The sequence below is a fragment of the Nocardia thailandica NBRC 100428 genome (assembly GCF_000308795.1).
Classification (GTDB): domain Bacteria; phylum Actinomycetota; class Actinomycetes; order Mycobacteriales; family Mycobacteriaceae; genus Nocardia; species Nocardia thailandica.
The window spans coordinates 13,478-33,135 of sequence record NZ_BAGK01000061.1 but is presented as its reverse complement, the minus strand read 5'-3'; the positions used below and the strand labels follow the sequence as shown (position 1 = coordinate 33,135).

The following is a 19,658-nucleotide window of genomic DNA, read 5'->3' as shown; positions in this document are numbered from 1 at the left end:
TGCCTACCGTCGACACCAGTCGATGAAAGGACCCGACCATGTTTCCCGTCGAGCTGAGCGGCGCGAAGGCGCCGACGCTCATGTGGGCCGCCGAGCACGAGATCGAGCAGGCCGCCCTGCGGCAGCTGCGCAACATCGCCTCGCTCGAATGGGTCCACGGGGTGCGGGTCATGCCCGACGTCCATCTCGGCAAGGGCGCGACGGTCGGCTCCGTCATCGCCATGCGGGACGCGGTGGCGCCCGCGGCGGTCGGGGTCGACATCGGCTGCGGCATGGAGTCGGTGAAGACCGACCTGACCGCCGCCGATCTGCCCGACGACCTGCGGTCGCTGCGCAGCCGGATCGAGGCGGCCGTACCGGTCGGCTTCGCGGCGCACAAGAACGCCGTCGACCCGGCCCGGCTCGCCCTCGGCTCGCACGGTCGGCAGGCGCGGGCCGCGCGCGGGTGGGACCGCTTCTGGCGCGACTTCGGCGACCTGCACCCGGGCGTGCAGGCGCTGGAGTCCAAGGCGCACAAGGCAGATCGGCTCGCTCGGCGGCGGCAACCACTTCATCGAGGTGTGCCTCGACACCGAGGACCACGTGTGGATCCTGCTGCACTCCGGGTCGCGCAACATCGGCAAGGAGCTCGCGGAGCGGCACATGGCGGTGGCGCGCGGGCTGGCGCACAACCAGGGGCTGCCGGACCGCGACCTGGCGGTGTTCCTGGCGGGCACGCCGGAGATGACGGCCTACCGGCGCGACCTGACCTGGGCGCAGGAGTACGCGGCCCGCAACCGGGCGACGATGCTCGCGCTGGTGTGCCAGGCCGTGCGGGACGAGTTCGGGCCGCGGCCGGTGCGCTTCGACGAGCCGATCTCCTGCCACCACAACTACGTGGCCGAGGAGGAGATCGACGGGGTGCCGATGCTGGTGACCCGCAAGGGCGCGGTCCGCGCGGGCGCGGGCGACCTGGCCCTGATCCCCGGCTCGATGGGCACCCGGTCCTACGTCGTGCGCGGCAAGGGGAACCCGGACTCGTTCTGCTCGGCCTCGCACGGGGCCGGACGGCGGATGAGCCGCTCGGCGGCCAAGCGGCAGTTCACCGTCGCCGACCTCGTCGCGCAGACCGAAGGCGTCGAGTCGCGCAAGGACGCGGGCGTGGTCGACGAGATCCCGGCCGCCTACAAGGACATCGACGAGGTCATCGCCGCCCAGGCCGACCTGGTCGACATCGTCGCGACGCTGCGTCAGGTGCTCTGCGTGAAGGGCTGACCCCGTCTGTCGGTGGCCTGGGCCAGAATGGGGCCATGACCCCCACCTCCGGCACCACCACCGACCTGCGGGAAGCGGCCGAGCAGTTGCTGCGGGACCTGGCGGGTCCGCGCGCCCGCCTCCGGGAGGACCAGTGGACCGCCATCGAGGCGCTGGTGGTGCAGCGGCGGCGGGCGCTGGTGGTGCAGCGCACCGGCTGGGGCAAGTCGGCGGTGTACTTCATCTCCGCCAAGCTGCTGCGGGCGGCGGGCCGAGGACCGACGGTCATCGTCTCGCCGCTGCTGGCGCTCATGCGCAATCAGGTCGCCGCCGCCGAACGGGCCGGGGTCGTCGCGGCGACGATCAACTCCGGCAATGTCACCGAATGGGACGAGATCCATCAGCGGGTCGCCGCGGGCGCGGTGGACGTGCTGCTGGTCAGCCCCGAGCGGCTGAACAATCCCGACTTCCGCGACCAGGTCCTGCCGCGGCTGGCCGCCGACGCGGGCCTGGTCGTCATCGACGAGGCCCACTGCGTCTCGGACTGGGGCCACGACTTCCGGCCCGACTACCGGCGGATCCGCACCCTGATCGCCGACCTCGGCTCGGACGTGCCGGTGCTGGCGACCACCGCGACCGCCAACGACCGGGTGGTCACCGACGTCGCGGGCCAGATCGGCACCGACACCCTCGTGCTGCGCGGCACCCTGGACCGGGAGTCGCTGCACCTGTCGGTGGTCCGGTTCGACGACGCGGTCGCCCGCACCGCCTGGCTGTCGGGGCAGCTGCGCCGGCTGCCGGGCTCGGGCATCATCTACTGCCTGACCGTCGCCGCCGCCCACGACCTGGCCGACGTGCTGTCGAGCCAAGGGCACACCGTGGCCGCCTACACCGGCCAGACCGACCCCACCGAACGCGAGGCGCTGGAAGCCGCGCTGCTCGCCGACGAGGTCAAGGCCCTGGTCGCGACGTCGGCGCTGGGCATGGGCTTCGACAAACCCGACCTCGGGTTCGTCGTGCACGTCGGCGCCCCCTCCTCCCCCATCGCCTACTACCAGCAGGTCGGCCGCGCCGGGCGCGGAACCGAGCGCGCCGAGGTGGTGCTGCTGCCCGGGCCGGAGGACGCGCGGATCTGGAGCTACTTCGCCTCGGTCGCCTTCCCGCGCGAACACATCGTGCGCGCGGTGCTCGCCGCCCTCGACACCGAGCGGCCGCTCTCGACCGCCGCCCTGGAACCCCTGGTCGAACTGAACCGCTCCCGGCTCGAGATGGTGCTCAAAGTCCTCGACGTCGACGGCGCGGTCCGCCGGGTGCGCGGCGGGTGGCTCTCCACCGGCGAACCCTGGGTCTACGACGCCGAACGGTACGAACGTCTCGCGGCCGCCCGCGAGGTCGAGCAGCAGGCGATGATCGACTACCAGAGCACCACCGCCTGCCGCATGACCTTCCTTCGGCGCCAGCTCGACGACCCCGGCCTTGCCGCGCTCGACGGCGCCGAACCCGGCTGCGGACGCTGCGACAACTGCACCGGCACCCGGCCCGACACCACCGTCGACGCCGACGCGGTGGCCGCCACCCGCGCCCGGCTCGACCGGCCCGGCCTCGACCTCGCGCCGCGCAAACAATGGCCGACCGGCATGGCCAAGCTCGGCATCCCGCTGTCGGGCAAGATCTCCGACGGCGCGGAGACCGGGCGCGTGCTCGGCAGGCTCACCGACCTGGGCTGGGGGCAGCGACTGCGCGCGCTGCTCGACGAACCCGACGGGCCGGTGCCCGACGCGGTCTTCGACGCCTGCGTCGCGGTGCTGCGGGACTGGGACTGGGCGCGGCGGCCGACGGCGGTGCTGGCCATGGAGAACCCGCGTCACCCCCGGCGCACCGCCGATCTCGCGGCACGCCTGGCGCACGTCGGCCGCCTGCGCGACCTGGGCACCCTGCACCAGCGCCCCGACCGGCCGCCGGTCTCGGCCGCCAACTCCGCGCACCGCGTCGCCGGGCTCTTCGACTCGTGGGAGATCCCCGACCTCACCGACCTCGACGGCCCCGTCCTGCTGGTGGACACCCTCACCGACACCGGCTGGACCTTCACCGTCGCCGCCCACGCGCTGCGCCGCAGCGGCGCCCCCGCCGTCCTGCCCTTCGCCCTGGCCACCCCCACCTGAGCACCGGACGCCGCGCCCCTTCGCGCCGGGCACGCGAGCGCAACCGGCCCGCGCGTCGTGGTCGGCGAACACCGCATCGACCTCACCGGCGGGCGTAGGGTGACCGGCACAGCCCTCGGACGGGCTGTGTCCGAGCACGCGCAACGTCCATCCGCCCCGGGAGGCCGGACATGGTGTCGAGGATTCCGCCGCTGCCGGTACTGCGCGCCGTCGAGCGGGTGCGCTACGGGCTCGCGGTCGCCTACCGCACGCTCGTCCCCGGCCACATCGCGCTGCTCGAGATGCAGCTCGGCGGGTTCCTCGCCCAGGCGATCGCCACCGCCGCCGACCTCGGTATCGCCGACGAACTCGGCGCCGGACCCCGCTCGGCGGCCGACCTCGCCGTCGCCACCGGTGCCGACGAGGCCGCGCTGCGGCGGCTGATGCGGCTGCTCGTCGCCTTCGGGGTCTTCGCCCAGCGCCGCGACGGCACCTACGCCCTCACCCGCGTCGGCTCGGCGCTGCGCGCCGACTCACCGGTCAGCCTGCGTGACCTGTCCCGCTTCTTCGGCTCGGCCTTCCACCGCAACCACTGGAGCCACCTCACCGACGCCGTCCGCACCGGCCGCTCCGTCGGGCCCGTCCTCGACGGCAAGGAATTCTTCGCCTACGCCGCCGAACACCGCGACATCGGCGACCTGTTCGACAACGCCATGACCAGCGCGACCAACCTCTCGGTCGAACCCCTGCTCGCCTCCTACGACTTCGGCAGGCACGCCAGCATCGTCGACGTCGGCGGCGGCCGCGGCAGCTTCCTGCTCCAGGTCCTGCGGCGCCATCCCGGCAGCACGGGCGTCCTGTTCGACCTGCCCGACGTCGTCGCCGCCGCGCCCGACGAGATCGCCGCCGCCGGCTTGGAGAGCCGCTGCACCACCGAGGCCGGCTCCTTCTTCGACACCGTCCCGGGCGGCGCCGACGCCTACCTGCTCAAGCACATCGTCCACGACTGGTCCGACGCCGAAGCCGAACAGATCCTGCGCACCGTCCGCGCCGGCATGCCCGCCGGCGCCACCCTGCTGCTGATCGAACTGGTCCTGCCCGACCACCGGCGCCCGCACGCGGGCCAATTCATCGACCTGGAGATGCTGGTCAACGCCACCGGACACGAACGGACCGAGGCCCAGTTCCGCGACCTGCTCGCCCGCGGCGGCTTCACCCTCACCGAACTCGTCCCCACCGCCGCCCCCGACTGCATCCTCACCGCGACCGCCACACCCGGCCGCTGACACGCACGCCACACCGCACGACACGCCGTATCGCTCGCCGGTGAACCGGCACACCGATGATTCAATGCCGCTATGACCTGGACCACGATTGCTCGATCCCTGACGGCGGTAGCCGCGGGCTGCGCGGCCGGCTTCACCCTGTTCACCGCCCCCGCGCACGCCACCAACGCCAACCCGCTCGACTGCTCCGGCGTGCCCGGCGCGCAGGCCGCCGCGGACCGCGAGAGCGCCGCACGCGGCATCGCCATCACCCCGCTGTGCTTCGACGGCGGCCTCTACAGCGGCATCCACGCGGGCATCCCCCTGGCCGTGATGAACCCGCTCACCCTGCCCGGCACCGTCAGCGTCTGCGTAGCCGAACGCGAAACCGTCGAAGCCGCCGCGCGTTACGAATGGACCAAGCAGGTCCACGTCATGCCGATGTGCATCCAGAACCGGGCGTTCGGGGTGTACGAGCTGTAATTTTGAGCGCTGGCGCGCTCGAGTCGCGGCCCTTCGGGCCCCGACGAAAAGAGACCCGATACTCGCGCCTTCGGCGCATTGTCTCGGGTCTCTTTTCGTCGGGGCGGCCGCGACCGCCGCTGCGCGGCGGGGCCTCCTCGGGGTCGGCCCGTCGTGGTGGGGTCGGTGCCGCGTCCTCGGGGTCGGCCCGTCGTGGTGGGGTCGGTGCCGCATCCTCGTTCGTAGGCTCGCCGTCCGTGGTCGGTTTCCGGCGGAATTCCTGTCCTCGCACTATCGTCACCTTCGTGGCTGGTAAGTCCTCCACCCCGGCGGTGGAGCTCGAGGTCGGGACACGGACGGTGCGGGTGAGCAATCCGGACCGGGTGTACTTTCCTGCGACGGGAGCCACGAAACTCGACCTCGTCCACTACTACCTCAGCGTGGGCGACGGCATCGTCAACGCGCTGCGCGATCGGCCGTGCATGCTGCACCGCTTCCCGAAGGGGCTGGCGGGGGACAAGGTCCACCAGAAGCGGCTGCCCTCGGGGGCGCCGGACTGGGTGCCGACGGTGCGGGTGTTCTTTCCCCGGTACGGGCGGCACGCCGACGAGCTGTGCGTGCGCGAACTCGCGGACGTGGTGTGGGCGGTGCAGATGTCGACGGTGGAGTTCCATCCGTGGAACTCGCGCGCCGCCGACACCGAGAGCCCGGACGAGTGGCGCATCGACCTGGACCCGGGGCCGGACTGCCCGTGGTCGCGGGTGCAGCGGGTGGCGGGGGTGGTGCGCGAGGTCCTCGACGAGCTGGGGGCGGTGGGGTGGCCCAAGACTTCGGGCGGCTCGGGCCTGCACGTCTACGTGCGGATCGCCCCCGAGCACGGGTTCGCCGACGTGCGGCGGGCGGCCCTGGCCTTCGCGCACGAGGTCGAACGGCGCGCGCCGCTCGACGTCACCACGACCTGGTGGCGCAAGGACCGCGACCCGGCGCAGCTGTTCGTCGACTACAACCAGAACGCCCGCGACCACACGATCGCGGCCGCCTACTCCGTGCGCGGCGTGCCGGAGGCGACGGTGTCGACGCCGGTGCGCTGGGACGAGATCGACGCGGTGGACCCGCGCGACTTCACCATGGCGACGGTGCCCGCCCGCTTCGCCGAACTCGGGGACCTGCACGCGGGAATCGACGACGCGGTCTTCGACATCGCCCCGCTGCTGGAATGGGCGGACCGGGACGGGGTGGAGCCGGTCGACCTGGACGGCGACTGACCGCGCCGAATGCTATTTTCGCTGACGGCAGCACCCGTGTGGGGTTCGCGGGTGACCATCGACAGCGGAGGTTGACGCAGTGAGCTCGACCGCAGGGGTCCCGATCGCGATCGGTCCGGCCGACCCGGCACCGACGCTGCTGGTCAAGGCGGTCACCGAGGGCGGTGGCACGGTCACCGACCTGGACGAGGCGCACGGGCTCGTCTTCGCCGGGCCGGTGTCGGCGTTTCCCGAGCGGCTGCCCGCGAACGTGCGCTGGGTGCAGCTGCCCGCGGCGGGCGTCGAGGACTGGTTCGCGGCGGGGATCATCCAGGCGCACCCGGGGGTCGAGTTCACCTCGGCGGCAGGCGCTTTCGCGGCCAGCGTGGCCGAACACGCCCTGGCGATGCTGCTGGCGGGGGTGCGGTATCTGCCCGAACAGCTGCGCGCCACCTCCTGGCGGCAGGAGGAGTTCTACCCGCACGTGGGGTCGCTGCGCGGCAAGACGGTCACCATCCTCGGCGCGGGCGGCATCGGCCGGGCGCTGATCCCGCTGCTGGTGCCGCTGGGCACGCGGATCATCGCGGTCAACCGGTCCGGCAGGCCGGTCACCGGCCCGGGCATCCCGGACGATGTGGAAACGGTGCCCGCGGACCAGCTCGGCCGCGTGTGGTCGCACACCGACCACGTGGTGATCGCCGCGCCCGCCACCGCCGAGACCCGCCACATCGTCGGCGCCGAGGAACTGGCCCGGCTCGGCCCGACCTCCTGGGTGATCAACGTGGCGCGCGGCAGCCTGATCGACACCGACGCGCTGGTGGCGGCGCTGACCGCGGGCAGCATCGGCGGCGCGGGCCTCGACGTCACCGATCCCGAGCCGCTGCCCGACGGGCACCCGCTCTGGACGCTGCCGACGGTGATCCTCACGCCGCACGATTCGAATCCGCCGCACCTGCGGCTGGCGGCCTTCGCCGATCACGTGGCGGCGAACGTCGCGCGCTTCGTGGGGGGCGCGGAGCTGCTGGCGCCGATCGACCCCGCGCGCGGCTACTGAGGCGGCGCCGCGGGCGGTCCTACACTGCGGCCATGGGTCTGCGGCAGGGCGTATACCTGGCTCCGTTCGGTGAGCTGGCCGATCCCCGGGTGACGGCGGCGCTGGCCGCGGAGGCCGAGGCGGCCGGCTTCGACGGGGTCTTCCTCTGGGATCACCTGGTGCGGCCGCGGGACCGCGGCCTCGCGGTCGGCGAGACGTGGACCGCGCTGGCGGCCATGGCGACGGCGACCGCGTGGGTCCGGCTCGGCACCCGGGTGACGCCGGTGTCCCGGCGCCGCCCCGCCGAACTGGCCAGGCAGGCCGTCGCGCTCGATCAGCTCAGCGGCGGCCGCTGCGTGCTCGGCGTCGGGCTCGGCGGCGACACCGGCGGGGAGTTCACCCGCCTCGGCGAGGCCACCGACCTGCGCGAACGGGCCCGTCTGCTCGACGAGGGGCTGGCGGTGATCACCGCGCTGTGGACGGGGGAACCGGTCGAGCATCGCGGGCCGCGCTTCGTCGTCGACGATCTCGTGTTCACGCCCCGGCCGGTGCAGCGGCCCCGGATCCCCGTCTGGGTGGCCGCGCAGTCGGTGCGCGATGCGCCGCTGCGGCGGGCGGCCCGGTACGAGGGGCTGTGCCCGGAGGGTTCGCCGGACGACGTCGCGCGCATGCTCGACGTCGTCGCCGGACACCGCGGTGATCTCACCGGCTACGACGTGGTGGTCGCCGGAACCGACCCGGCCGACGCCGCGGCCTACGCCCGCGCGGGGGCCACGTGGTGGCTGACCCAGGTGCCCGAGCACACCACCGCCGCCGCGGCCGCCGCGCTCGTCCGCCGGGGCCCCGTCGCGGCCTGAGCGTCAGCGCGGATCGGGTGCGGTCGCGCCGGAACCCACCCAGGCGGCGATCTGCCCGCGCTTGGCGAAGCCCAGCTTGGTGAGGATGTGCTGCACGTGGTTCTGGGCGGTGCGCTCGGAGAGCACCAGGGCGTCGGCGATCTCGCGATTGCTCAGCCCGGCCGCCACCAGCCGGGCCACCTCGCTCTCGCGCGGGGTCAGCCCGGGCGCGGGCGCGGTGGCGGTCAGCAGCCGGTCGAGACGGGCGATCCACGGCGTCATGCCCGCGGCCCTGGCCTGGGGCAGCGCGTCCCGGGCGACGGCGGCGGCCTCGGCGGCGGCGCCCGTCGAGGCCAGCAGTTCGGCCAGTTCGCAGTCGGCCTCCACCACGAAACCCGGTGTGCCGCAGGCCCGGGCGATGTCGGCGGCGGCGGTCAGTTCGGCGGCGGCGGTCTCGACGTCGCCGAGCCCGAGCGCGAACCGGCCGAGCCACAGCGGGACCGGGCCGAGGTAGTGGGCGTTGCCGCTGCCCCCGGTGACGTGCCCGCCGCGGTAGGGCCGCAACCGGCGGCGGAACCAGGCCAGGTCCTCGACGCGGCCCAGGGCGAGCGCGATCGCGCCGCCGACCGCGAGGACGTCGAGCAGGAAGTACGGCGGCACCCGCCACCGCGCGGGCGGCCCGAGTCCGCGATAGAGCGGTTCGGCGTCGGCGACCCGGCCGCTGTCCACGAGCGGGAACGCGGTGCCGAGGGCGGCGAACAGCTCGTTGCGGACCTCGCCGTACCGCGGTGCCGGCACGGGTTCGAGCGCGGGCCCGGCATGGCCGCGATGGTGGCCGACGGCCACGCACAGCGCCCGGTACGCGCCGTCACCCGCCGGATGACCGAGCGCGCACGCCAGCGTGTGCGCCTCACCGGCCAGGCGCAGGGCCTCGTCGAAGTCGGTGTGCGCCTGGGCCAGCGCCGCCTCGGCGACCAGCAGGTGCCAGCGCGCCATCGGGCCGCCGGTGTGCTCGACGCACCAGCGCAACCGCGACAGCTCCCCGCCGACCTCGGCCAGATCCGCGCGCTCCCAGTGCGCGTCGATGGCCCACAACCTGCCCCACATCTCCACCGCCGGATCGCGCAGCCGCTCCCCCGCCCGGATCATCCGCGCCGCCAGCTCCGGGTGCTCGTCGCGGTGATCGGGGCCGCTGCACGCCAGCTGACGGGCGCGCAGCGCGGCGACCAGCACGGCGGGGTCGCCGCTGTCGCCCGCCAGTTCCAGCGCGGCGCGGCTGGATTCGGCGACGCCGTCGAGCCTCCCGAGGTAGACGGCGGTCTCGGTGGCGCGCGCGTGCAGGCGGGCCCGCAGCGACGGCGGGACCCGCGCGTCGGCCAGCGCCTCGGCGCACCACTGGGCCAGGTCCCGGTCCCAGGTGCGGTCCCCGATCGGCTCGCACACCAGCGCCGCCTCGGCCAGCAGGACCGGCAGGTCGTTGCGGCGGGCCAGCTCGCGCACCGCGACGCAGTCGGCCCTGGCCGCGCACCGGTCCCCCGCGCGCAGGGCGGCGTCGGCGCGGGCCAGCAGCAACGCGCCCCGGTCGCCGGGGCCGCGGCCCGCCGTGTGGTTCAGGGCCAGCCCGTACAGGCGGACGGCCTCCTCGAAGGCGAGTTCGCGGCGGGCGAGGTCGGCGGCGCGGCGGGCCCAGCGGGCGGCGGGCTCCTGCGCGCCGGCGACCGCCGCGTTGGCCCAGTGCCAGGCCAGCGCGGCCGCGTTCGCCTCCTCGGCGTCGGGATACAGCGCCTCGATCGCCCGGGCGGCGCGTTCGTGCAGCTCGACGCGCCTGCACAGCGACAGCCCGTCCAGCAGCGCGGTGCGGACCAGCGCGTGCGCGAACCGCGCCTGCCCCGGCTCGTCGCCCACCGCCAGCAGCCCCGCGTCGATGGCCTCGTCGACGGGGGCCAGGATCTCGGCGGCGGTGCGGTCGGTCAGGCGCGCGGCCACCGCGAGGGCGAAGGTGTCGCCGAGGATGGCCGCCGCCCACAGCAGTTCCCGCGCCGCGTCCGACAGCGGCGCCATCCGGCCGCGGACCACCTCGCGCAGGCTCGCGGGCAGGCCGAGCTCGTCGGTGCCCGAACCGCGCAGGGAACGGCCGAGTTCCCGCAGGTAGAACGGGTTGCCCGCGGTCATGTCGTAGGCGTCGCGGGCGAGGTCGCACGGCAGGGCGCGGCCCGCCTCGGCGGTGAGGCAGCGGGCGGCGTCGTCCGGGGACAACCCACGCAGCACCAACCAGCCGGTCACCGGCTCGCGCAGCAGCTCCGGCGCCACGGCCTGCCAGCCCGGCCCGGCGACGTCGTCGCGCAGGGTGACGCACAGCATGATCCGGCGCCGGCCCAGGGTGCGGACCACGTGCAGCAGGGCCTGCAGCGACGGCTCGTCGGCCCAGTGGACGTCGTCGATGACCAGCAGCGTGCCGTGGTCGGCACCGGCGAGGGCGGCCCCGAAGCCGTCGAACAGAGCGATGCGGTCGACGGTGGTGCCCGGCTCCGGCGCCGCACCGTCCAGCGCCTGGCGCCACAGCCAGAACGGCGGGGTGTCGGGCAGTTCGAGGGCCCGCGCCCACAGTGTGCGCACCCCGCGCAGCCGGGCCCGGCCGGCCAGCTCGGCCGCCAGTCTGGTCTTGCCGATGCCCGCCTCGCCGGAACAGACGACCATCTGGGGTTCCCCGGACACCGCCTCGCCGAGCCGCGCGAGCAGCTCGGCCAGCTCGGCGTCGCGCCCGATCAGCTCGGTTGCCACACCTCACCTCCGAGTACCTCAGAGTACTCGCAGGTGGGAGGCGTGCCGAGGCTCAGGAAGCGGTGCGTTCGGTCATCCCGCCGAGGGTGACCACATACTCCTTGCTCTGGTCGTCGAAGGTGATGGCGTAGGTGGTCGGGTAGCGGCCGGTGTGCTGGTACGCCTGCGGCTGGGCGATCTCGCCGGAGAAGTCCGGCTTCGTCAGCAGCCATTCGCGGGTGAACATCGGCTCGGTGAAGATGTACTGCCCGTTCCAGGCGCCGTTGATCAGGGTCTGGGTGAACTGGCCGGGGACCACCCCGGCCGGGTTCACCCAGTGCACACCCATGTAGGGCACCGCCTGCGCCTCGATGGGTTCGCCGGGGATCGTGACGTATCCCGCGGGCATGTACCGGGGGGCGGGCTCGACGGCGGCCTCGGTGAGGAAGTCCGGGTCGGCCGGGTCGATCGCCTGCACGGCGGCGGCGTCGACGAAATAGAAGTGCGTGTCGAAGTGCGGCTGATCGAACACGCCGACCGGCGGGTGCCCGTGCGGCACCCAGTCGAAGGTGAGATGGTCGACGACGGTGCCCGCGGCCTGCTCGGGCAGCGCCAGCGCGGGGCTGGCCATCGGCGCCGTCATCGACATGCCGTCGCCCGCGGGCAGGCCCTGCACGGCGTCCTCCTGGATGCGCAGGCCGACCTCGGTGGGCGTGCCGTCACCGTCGGTGGTCACGAACGTGCGGATCTGGCCGTTGCCCATGGCGCGCTCGGCGCCGTAGTAGGTGTGCGGGCCGTCGTCGCCGTCCGAGCAGGCCACCAGGCCCGCGGCCAGCAGCGCGGCGGCCACCGCCGCCGCCAGGCGATGTGCCATGACTCCTCCGATCTCCGGTTCCCTCGTGAGGGTAGGAAGACCGCTGCGGCACAACGTCCGCCGAAATACTCATTCCGGTACTCATCTCCTTCCGGTCCGAGCCTGACGTTTCGGGGGTTCGACCGTTAGGCTGATGACCGTCCTGGTTCGGTGAGGATGGGATCGGCGATGGGTTGGACGTTCACCCCGGATGAATTCGCGCATGTCTGGCGCGAGACCGGGCAGGACCGCTTGCCGTTTCCGATCCGGCTGCTCGAGTCGCCCCGGACCGCCGACGACGCGGCCCGCCTTCGCCTGCGCCTCGACGAGCGACTACCCCCGGGCGGCGATCCCGACCTCGCGGCCTGTCTGCGCATCCTGGCCGAACCGCACACGCGCGCGGTCCTCATCGGCGGCGGGCACACGCCCGGCAGCGAGATCCGCCTCCTGGCCGCGACCGTCTACGACCGGGCGGTGCTGGTCGTCCAGGATCCCGGCCCGCGCGCGGATTACGGTGGCGGCGTGCGGATCTCGATCGGGCACACCGCCGACATCGGCGCCCGCGTCACCGCCTGCCTGCCGCGGACGCCGGGCGGACGCGAGGCGGCGCGCGAAGCAGGCGCCGAGGCCGTCCGCGACGAGGAGACGGTACTCGCCGCGCACCCCGCCGTGCCGCGCATCCAGCGCCTGCTGCGCAAGCCGCACACCGCGGAGGGGCACATCCGGATCGAGACCGGGCTCGACCGCGACACACCGACACCGCCCGTCCACTACAGCTGGATCGACGTCGAGGGGGACGGCCGATATCTGCTGCGCGCCGGGGAAACAGTGCACGTCGTACCCGCCGCACCTGCCCAATTGGCCGCTCAGCTCCAGCGCCGCATCGCCCCGGCGCACAGTTCCGGCGTCAGGCGGACGGGTTAGCCTGAGACTTCGAACTCGAGGGAGGGGATTCGCTTGACCATTCAGGACAGCCGGACCGATATCGCCCGGTTCCGCCAAGCCGCCGCGGGTTCGATGAGTTTCGACCCGGACGCCGCCCGCCGGTGCGCGGCCGTCTACGAACAGCAGGCCGACCGGCTGTTGCAGATGCGCGGCCGACTCGAAGCGGCGAGCGAGGTGACCGGATTCGGGGGATTCGTGTCCGCCCAGCAGCTGCAGGCCGGCTTCGCGCACAAGGCCCGCGACGCCGCCGAACTGCTCGACCACTACATCGAAGCCGCCTACCGGATGAAAGAGGCCTTCCTGCTCAGCGCCGGACTCTACGACGAGGCCGACGCCGCGGCCGCGGCCGCGCTGCGCGCGATCGAGACGAGAGTGCGCTGATGAGCGGCACCGATCCCACCTACATCAGCGCGATGGAGCATTTCGAATCGCTCCCGCACGAACACATCTACGCCCGCACCCAGCAGATCGACGCGGCCGCCCTGCTCGCCGCGTCCTCGGCCTGGCTCGAGACCGCCGCCACCCTGGCCTCGACCATGCCGCTCACCCGCACCGACAGCGACCGCGTCATGAACGAGGCCGCGTGGACCGGAGCCGCCGCCGACGCGGCCGAGGCCGCCACCCGCAGCTTCGCGGGCGCCGTCGACGAGCTGGCCACCGTACTGGCCGACGTGGGCGCCCGGCTCGGCGCCGTCGCCGCGGCGGCCGAAGCCGTGAAACTGGCAGTGGTGCCGCCCGGTTCGGCCGGACCGCTCGGTACCGTCGCCCGCCTGCTCGAGGCCGCCCACGTCATCGACGCCCAGATCGCCGCCGAGACCGTCCGCCAGGAGGCCGTGCTGGCGATGAACATGATCTACAAACCCGCCTACACCCTGGCCGGCACCGCCGTCCCCGCCCTGCCCGCGATCCCCGACAACCCCGTGTGGGGCGGCCTCGGTACCCGCGCGCCACGCAACGGGTCCGGCGGGACACGCACGGGGACGGGCGAATCCGCGCCCGGCGGCAGCGGCACCGACGGGCCCGGCGCCGGGACCTCCGGTGCGCCGGGCGCTTCCGGCGAGCCCGGCGGCAACGGGGCGAACCCGTCGGCTCCCGGGGCCGCGCCCGAGCCGACGGCCACACCCCCCGGCGGCTCCGCCACCCCGACCCCGGCCCCGTCGGCCACCACGCCGCCGACCACGACCGATCCGGGCCCGACGACCACGCCGCCGCCGACGACGGAACCGTCCACGCCCCCGACAACCACACCCCAGCCGCCGAGCACCACGGCGCCGCCGGCGACCGGGACTCCCGCCCCTTCGGCGACACCGGAGACGCCCGCCCCCTCGGCGACACCGGAGACACCGGCGCCCTCGGCGACACCGGGAACGCCCGCCCCGTCGGCGACCGAAACTCCCGCGCCACCACCAGCACCCGAGGCCCCCGCACCGTCGGCACTGCCAGAGACTCCGGCACCATCGACCCCACCGGGGACTCCGGCGCCTTCGGTAGCGCCGGAGACACCCGCGCCACCGGCTGCGCCCGAAGCACCCGCGCCGGCGACGCCCGGACTTCCCGCCCCGTCGGCGTCGGTCCCCGAAACCCCCGCTCCCGCACCCGAACCGGTCACCCCACCGACCGATCCCGATCCGGGCCCGACGAACCCGCACACCCCGGCACCGGACGCGCCCCCGGCAGGCACCACTCCGCAGCCACCCCCGAGCACGCAACCGCCCGCTCCGGACGCTCCCCCGGCGGGCACGACCCAGCAGCCTCCGCAGCCCGCGCCGTCCACGGTCCAGCCGCCCGCTCCCCCGCCCGCGGCGGTTCCCGACGCGGGCCACACCGCTCCGCGTCTCCCTGACCTGCCACCGGCCCCGGCCGGTCCCGCCGACCCGGGTGGGCAGCCCGGCGTCACCGGCCCCATCCCGGAGGCCGCGGACTCCGCGCCCGCGCCGACGACCCAGCGCCCGGCACCGACCGAGTTCGACCAGCCCGGGGTCATCGCGCCACGCTGACGAGCGAGCACCGCCCGCGGCCGCACCCGGGCGGCGCGCCGGGAGCAGCTGCCGCACCCCCGAGCCGACGCGGTTTCGACCCGCACGACCATCGCGCCCCCCGACAACCGAACACGACCTGTGGACCGGACCGAGCGGCACCGCCGGAACCGGGCGTCCGCGGACGCCGCTCAACCAGCCCACGACCACCGCGCCACCCCGACGAACGAGCACCGCCCCGGCCCACGCCCGGGCGGTATGCCGGGAACAACTGCCGCAACGCCCGGCACCGGCAAGATTTCACCCCGCACGGCCCCGCGCCCCTGACAATCGAACCGACCCGCGGACCGCTCGGGCGGCACTGTCGGAACCCGGGCCACCGCCGACGTGGCTCAACCAGCCCACGACCAACGCGACCGCGACGACCGAGCACTGCCCTCGGCCCGCACCCGGCGGCGTGCCGACAACTGCCGCAACGCCCGGCACCGACAAGATTTCGAGCCATACAGCCCGCACGCCCCCGGCAACCGAACACGACCCGCGAACTGGGCCGGGCGGCACCGCCGGAACCGGGCCGGCGCCGACGCGGCTCAGCCAGCCAGCGGCCATAGCCATCCCGACGGCCGAGTACCGTCCGCCGCAGACGCGGAGGCGGCGGGTTCGGCAACCGACAGCCCGGTTGCCGGCTCGACCAAGGCGACCATGCCGCCCCCGACGACCTAGAACTCCCGCGCGCGATGCCGGGCGGCGGGCCATGATCCGAGGTGGCTCTCGTCCACACCGACGGCAGCTACTCACTTCGCTGGAGACGCGATCGTGCCGCAGCTCTGGCCGGGTAGGGCTCGCCGGCCGGCCACACCGCGTCCGGTCTCGACCCATACGAGGCTCGCGCGCCGGACGCCTCCCCGCGCGACGAACACCGTGGGGAACGAACGGCCCGAGGACCGGGCCTGGTCCGCTCGAACCCGACTCCGGCTACTGTCCCGCCTTCGCCTCGGGCATCGGCGCACCCCTCGACAGCGTCCCGGTCCTTTCCGATCCCCGCGACGCCGTCATCACCCGGAGATCCGCGAACTCGCTTGGGACGTCCGACGCCGACGACCGACCCAGCACCGAGGACGACGGCGGGCGCGGTCAGGAGCCGACGACCACCAGGTCGTCGGCGTGGATGACCGGGCGCTGCATGGAATCGGGGAGCTCGGTGGTCGAGCGGCCGAGCATGCCCGCCAGCTCGGTGCTGTCGTATTCGACGACGCCGCGCGCGACGACCTCGTTGTCGGGGCCGACCAGGTCGACGACGTCGCCGCCGAAGAAGCGGCCGCGCACACCCACGATGCCCGCAGCCAGCAGCGAACGGCGGCGGCCGGCGACCGCGTCGACCGCGCCCGCGTCCAGGTGCAGCGCGCCGCGGCTGTCGGCGGCGTGCCTGACCCAGAACTTGCGGCCGGACAGGCGGATCGGGCGCGCGGCGAACGCGGTGCCGACCCCGCCGGTGGACAGGGCGGTGGCGGCGTCGGCGGCCGAGGCGAGCAGCACCGGGATGCCCGCGTCGGCGGCCAGGCGGGCGGCCGACAGCTTCGAGGCCATGCCGCCGGTGCCCAGCGTGCCGCCGCTGCCCGCGATGACGCCGTCGAGGTCGGCGCTGCTGCGCACCTCGGGGATGAAGGTGGCGGCGCCCTTGCGGGGATCGCCGTCGTAGAGGCCCGCGACGTCGGAGAGCAGCACGAGCGCGTCCGCGCCGACGAGGTGCGCGACGAGCGCGGCCAGCCGGTCGTTGTCGCCGAACCGGATCTCCTCGGTGGCCACGGTGTCGTTCTCGTTCACCACCGCGACCGCGCCGAGCGAGCGCAGCCGGTCCAGGGTGCGCTGGGCGTTGCGGTGGTGCTCGCGGCGCGCGAAATCGTCGGCGGAGAGCAGGATCTGGCCGACGGTGCGGCCGTAGCGGGCGAAGGAGGTGCCCCAGGCGTGGGCGAGGGCGAGCTGGCCGACGCTGGCCGCGGCCTGCTTGGTCGCCAGGTCCTTGGGGCGCTTGGACAGGCCGAGCGGGGCGATCCCGGCGCCGATCGCGCCCGAGGACACGACGACGACGTCCGACCCGGCCCGCATGCGCGCCTCGACGGCGTCGGCGAGCCGGTCGAGCCGGTCGGTGTCGAGCCCGCCCTCCAGGCTGGTCAGCGCCGAGGAGCCGATCTTGACCACGACGGCGCGCGCGCCGACGATCGCTTCGCGCGCCGCGCTGAGACCTGTTTCCGAGTTCACCTGCATAGCCACCGAAACTCCCTGCACCGCAATCGAATCCATGCACGCCCCGGCCGGGGCCGGGCCATCCGCAGTATGCCGATCCGACAGCACCGCTGTCGCCCACCGTGACGAACGTCGCGGCGGGCGACCCGGTTCGTCCTAGCCTTCGTCGTCCACCAGACCGCGCCGCACCCGCGAGGCGTGCTTGCGCTCGGCCGCGCCGATCCGCTCGTTGCGCTCGAGGCGCACGTCGGTGCCGCGGCCGGTGGGCACCATGTCCACACCGGCGGAGACGGTCGGCTCCCATTCGAAGCTGACGTCGCCGATGGTCACGTAGGCGCCGGGCTCGGCGCCCTGCTTGACCAGCTCGTCCTCGACACCGAGCCGGGCGAGGCGGTCGGCCAGGTAGCCGACGGCCTCGTCGTTGTCGAACTGGGTCTGGCGCACCCACCGCTCGGGCCGGGTGCCGCGGACGATGAACCCGCCCGGCTGCTCCGGATCGGCGATGACGCTGAAGCCGGTCTCGTCCACCGCGATCGGGCGGATGACAGGGCGCTTGGGCGCGGCCTTCGGGTGCTCGACCCGGTACTGGTGCACCATGTCGGCCAGGGCGAAGGTCAGCGGGCGCAGGCCCGCGCGGCTGACCGCCGAGATCTCGAACACCGGCCAGCCGCGGGCGGCGAACTCCTCGGTCACCATCTCGGCCAGTTCGGCGGCGTCGGGGACGTCGGTCTTGTTCAGGATGACCACGCGGGGCCTGTCGGCCAGGTCGCCCAGGCCGGCGTCACCGGCCAGCGCCGGCTTGTAGGCGGCCAGCTCGGCCTCCAGCGCGTCGACGTCGGAGACGGGGTCGCGGCCCGGTTCCAGGGTGGCGCAGTCGACCACGTGGGCCAGCACCGCGCAGCGTTCCAGGTGGCGCAGGAAGTCGAGGCCGAGACCGCGGCCGTCGCTGGCGCCGGGGATCAGGCCGGGCACGTCGGCCACGGTGAAGGTGGTGTCGCCCGCGACGACCACGCCCAGGTTCGGCACCAGGGTGGTGAAGGGGTAGTCGGCGATCTTCGGCTTGGCCGCCGAGAGCACCGACACCAGCGAGGACTTGCCCGCCGACGGGAAGCCGACGAGGCCGACATCGGCGACCGACTTCAGTTCGAGGACGACATCCATCTCCTCGCCGTCCTCGCCGAGCAGCGCGAAGCCGGGCGCCTTGCGGGCCTTGGACGCCAGCGAGGCGTTGCCGAGGCCGCCGCGGCCGCCGCGGGCGATGACGAAGCGGTTCCCCGCGCCGACCAGGTCGACGACGATGGATCCGTGCTTGTCCACGACGACGGTGCCGTCGGGCACCTTGAGCACCAGGTCGGCGCCCTGCTTGCCGTCGCGGTTGCCGCCCTCGCCGGGCTTGCCGTTGCCCGCCTTGGCGTGCGGGTGGAAGTGGAAGTCGAGCAGCGTGTGGACGTTGGCGTCGACCTCGAGGATCACGTCCCCGCCGTTGCCGCCGTTGCCGCCGTCGGGGCCGCCGAGCGGCTTGAACTTCTCGCGGTGCACCGAGGCGCAACCGTGCCCACCCTTACCGGCACGTACGTGCAGTACGACGCGGTCGATGAATTTGGACATAGGTCGATCCTCCTCCTTCTGACTGGTCGTTTGCGGTAAGTGTGAGTGAACGCGAAGAGCGGGTCAGGGATTGCTACCCTGACCCGCTCTTCGGTGTGTCTTGCGGAGCACGCTCCAGGCGGTCAGGCCTGTGCCGGCTCCGGGACGACGATGTTGACGGTCTTGCGGCCACGCTTGGTGCCGAACTCGACCGCGCCCGCCGCCAGGGCGAACAGGGTGTCGTCGCCGCCACGGCCGACGTTGACGCCGGGGTGGAAGTGAGTACCACGCTGGCGGACCAGGATCTCGCCCGCGTTGACCTTCTGGCCGCCGAAGCGCTTCACGCCAAGGCGCTGTGCGTTCGAATCGCGGCCGTTCCGGGAGCTGGATGCACCCTTCTTATGTGCCATAGCTTCTGCGTCTCCTCGGGATGACTTACTTGATGCCGGTGACCTTGATGACCGTCAGCGGCTGACGGTGACCCTGGCGCTTGTGGTAGCCGGTCTTGTTCTTGAACTTGTGGATCCGGATCTTCGGACCCTTGGTCTGATCGACGACCTCGGCGGCCACGGAGATCTTGGCCAGCTTGTCGGCATCGGTGGTCAGCTCGGCGCCGTCCACGACGAGGACCGGGGTCAGGGCCACGGCGGTGCCGGGCGCACCCTCGATCTTCTCGACCTTCACCAGGTCACCGACCGCGACCTTGTACTGCTTTCCGCCGGTCTTGACGATTGCGTACGCTGCCATCGGTCGGCTTCCTCCACTCACGTTTGATCGTGCTCGTCCCGCGCCACAACTGCGACGCGACTGTCTTACGGCTGGGGCTCATCCCCGCCTGCGCCGGGAGAGCGATGATCACTGGCCTCGGTGGCACCCGGCTGTTCGGCCGAGCGCGCCACATCACGGGGCTGCGACTGGTCAAGGCTACCAGACCAGTTCGGGCTAACCCAATTCGCGCCTCGAAGGCGCTGCACGGATGCGGCTCACCAGCGCACCGACCTGCGGCGATCCGGCGGAAACCGGCCGAGAACCGGGCAGTGATCGCCGCATTCGGCGGGCTGCCGGGAGTCGGTCGTCGC

General features: G+C 73.7%; 15 protein-coding genes and 1 pseudogene. 10 read left to right on the top strand and 6 right to left on the bottom strand.

Annotated features, from left to right (window positions below; genetic code table 11):
* Positions 1–38: 38 nt before the first annotated feature.
* From ON36_RS06765 to ON36_RS06735, 7 genes and pseudogenes are all read left to right on the top strand, one after another.
* A pseudogene (locus ON36_RS06765) lies at positions 39–1,254 on the top strand (RtcB family protein).
* Between the two features lie 35 nt (positions 1,255–1,289).
* On the top strand, positions 1,290–3,395 hold the full coding sequence (locus tag ON36_RS06760; RefSeq protein ID WP_043649085.1) for a RecQ family ATP-dependent DNA helicase: 2,106 nt from the start codon (positions 1,290–1,292) through the stop codon (positions 3,393–3,395).
* A 170-nt stretch (positions 3,396–3,565) separates the two neighbouring features.
* Entirely contained in the window at positions 3,566–4,660 is a 1,095-nt protein-coding gene (locus ON36_RS06755) for a methyltransferase (RefSeq protein WP_043649083.1), read from the top strand.
* Positions 4,661–4,732: 72 nt separating this feature from the next.
* Positions 4,733–5,122 (top strand): hypothetical protein, encoded by a 390-nt coding sequence (locus ON36_RS06750; RefSeq protein WP_043649081.1) that lies wholly within the window; start codon positions 4,733–4,735, stop codon positions 5,120–5,122.
* 284 nt (positions 5,123–5,406) lie between these two features.
* The gene (ligD, locus tag ON36_RS06745; RefSeq protein WP_043649079.1) at positions 5,407–6,366 is read left to right on the top strand and encodes a non-homologous end-joining DNA ligase; all 960 of its coding nucleotides are present in this window, start codon (positions 5,407–5,409) and stop codon (positions 6,364–6,366) included.
* A gap of 79 nt (positions 6,367–6,445) precedes the next feature.
* Entirely contained in the window at positions 6,446–7,399 is a 954-nt protein-coding gene (locus tag ON36_RS06740; RefSeq protein WP_043649077.1) for a D-isomer specific 2-hydroxyacid dehydrogenase family protein, read from the top strand.
* A gap of 32 nt (positions 7,400–7,431) precedes the next feature.
* Positions 7,432–8,235, top strand: a complete 804-nt coding sequence (locus ON36_RS06735) for an LLM class flavin-dependent oxidoreductase (protein WP_043649076.1) — start codon at positions 7,432–7,434, stop codon at positions 8,233–8,235.
* Between the two features lie 3 nt (positions 8,236–8,238).
* Here the strand turns inward: ON36_RS06735 and ON36_RS06730 are convergent, their stop codons facing one another.
* Both ON36_RS06730 and ON36_RS06725 read right to left on the bottom strand, forming a co-directional pair.
* The gene (locus tag ON36_RS06730; RefSeq protein WP_052313713.1) at positions 8,239–10,995 is read right to left on the bottom strand and encodes an ATP-binding protein; all 2,757 of its coding nucleotides are present in this window, start codon (positions 10,993–10,995) and stop codon (positions 8,239–8,241) included.
* A 52-nt stretch (positions 10,996–11,047) separates the two neighbouring features.
* Positions 11,048–11,848 carry a DUF5602 domain-containing protein gene (locus tag ON36_RS06725; RefSeq protein ID WP_043649074.1) on the bottom strand — a complete coding sequence of 267 codons (801 nt, stop codon included), beginning with the start codon at positions 11,846–11,848 and terminating at the stop codon, positions 11,048–11,050.
* A 168-nt stretch (positions 11,849–12,016) separates the two neighbouring features.
* Between ON36_RS06725 and ON36_RS06720 the strand changes: the two genes are divergently transcribed.
* Genes ON36_RS06720 through ON36_RS06710 form a run of 3 tightly spaced genes read left to right on the top strand, consistent with a single transcriptional unit; the run spans position 12,017 to position 14,769 of the window.
* Entirely contained in the window at positions 12,017–12,751 is a 735-nt protein-coding gene (locus tag ON36_RS06720) for an ESX secretion-associated protein EspG (RefSeq protein ID WP_043649120.1), read from the top strand.
* Between the two features lie 33 nt (positions 12,752–12,784).
* A complete protein-coding gene (locus ON36_RS06715; RefSeq protein ID WP_043649072.1) occupies positions 12,785–13,153 on the top strand; it encodes a hypothetical protein in 369 nt (122 codons plus the stop codon).
* Positions 13,153–14,769 (top strand): hypothetical protein, encoded by a 1,617-nt coding sequence (locus ON36_RS06710; protein ID WP_052313712.1) that lies wholly within the window; start codon positions 13,153–13,155, stop codon positions 14,767–14,769. The genes ON36_RS06715 and ON36_RS06710 overlap by 1 nt, the downstream gene beginning before the upstream one ends.
* 1,113 nt (positions 14,770–15,882) lie before the next feature.
* Here ON36_RS06710 and proB read toward each other — a convergent pair.
* The 4 genes from proB to rplU all read right to left on the bottom strand — a co-directional run bounded on the left by proB (position 15,883) and on the right by rplU (position 19,326).
* Positions 15,883–17,013 carry a glutamate 5-kinase gene (gene proB / locus ON36_RS06705; RefSeq protein WP_043649070.1) on the bottom strand — a complete coding sequence of 377 codons (1,131 nt, stop codon included), beginning with the start codon at positions 17,011–17,013 and terminating at the stop codon, positions 15,883–15,885.
* Positions 17,014–17,148: 135 nt separating this feature from the next.
* Positions 17,149–18,600, bottom strand: coding sequence for a GTPase ObgE (gene obgE / locus ON36_RS06700; RefSeq protein WP_043649067.1), 1,452 nt, complete (start codon positions 18,598–18,600; stop codon positions 17,149–17,151).
* A 122-nt stretch (positions 18,601–18,722) separates the two neighbouring features.
* The gene (rpmA, locus tag ON36_RS06695; protein ID WP_043649064.1) at positions 18,723–18,989 is read right to left on the bottom strand and encodes a 50S ribosomal protein L27; all 267 of its coding nucleotides are present in this window, start codon (positions 18,987–18,989) and stop codon (positions 18,723–18,725) included.
* Between the two features lie 25 nt (positions 18,990–19,014).
* Complete coding sequence (gene rplU / locus ON36_RS06690; protein WP_043649061.1) at positions 19,015–19,326, bottom strand: 50S ribosomal protein L21; 312 nt, start codon at positions 19,324–19,326, stop codon at positions 19,015–19,017.
* Positions 19,327–19,658: the final 332 nt, after the last annotated feature.

What these genes read in the sequence shown, in the direction of transcription:
- ON36_RS06760 (WP_043649085.1), top strand. Translation starts at nt 1,290, where the DNA reads ATGACCCCCACCTCCGGCACCACCACCGACCTGCGGGAAGCGGCCGAG.
- ON36_RS06755 (WP_043649083.1), top strand. Translation starts at nt 3,566, where the DNA reads ATGGTGTCGAGGATTCCGCCGCTGCCGGTACTGCGCGCCGTCGAGCGG.
- ON36_RS06750 (WP_043649081.1), top strand. Translation starts at nt 4,733, where the DNA reads ATGACCTGGACCACGATTGCTCGATCCCTGACGGCGGTAGCCGCGGGC.
- ON36_RS06735 (WP_043649076.1), top strand. Translation starts at nt 7,432, where the DNA reads ATGGGTCTGCGGCAGGGCGTATACCTGGCTCCGTTCGGTGAGCTGGCC.
- ON36_RS06725 (WP_043649074.1), bottom strand. Translation starts at nt 11,848, where the DNA reads ATGGCACATCGCCTGGCGGCGGCGGTGGCCGCCGCGCTGCTGGCCGCG.
- ON36_RS06720 (WP_043649120.1), top strand. Translation starts at nt 12,017, where the DNA reads ATGGGTTGGACGTTCACCCCGGATGAATTCGCGCATGTCTGGCGCGAG.
- ON36_RS06710 (WP_052313712.1), top strand. Translation starts at nt 13,153, where the DNA reads ATGAGCGGCACCGATCCCACCTACATCAGCGCGATGGAGCATTTCGAA.
- proB (WP_043649070.1), bottom strand. Translation starts at nt 17,013, where the DNA reads ATGCAGGTGAACTCGGAAACAGGTCTCAGCGCGGCGCGCGAAGCGATC.
- obgE (WP_043649067.1), bottom strand. Translation starts at nt 18,600, where the DNA reads ATGTCCAAATTCATCGACCGCGTCGTACTGCACGTACGTGCCGGTAAG.
- rpmA (WP_043649064.1), bottom strand. Translation starts at nt 18,989, where the DNA reads ATGGCACATAAGAAGGGTGCATCCAGCTCCCGGAACGGCCGCGATTCG.
- rplU (WP_043649061.1), bottom strand. Translation starts at nt 19,326, where the DNA reads ATGGCAGCGTACGCAATCGTCAAGACCGGCGGAAAGCAGTACAAGGTC.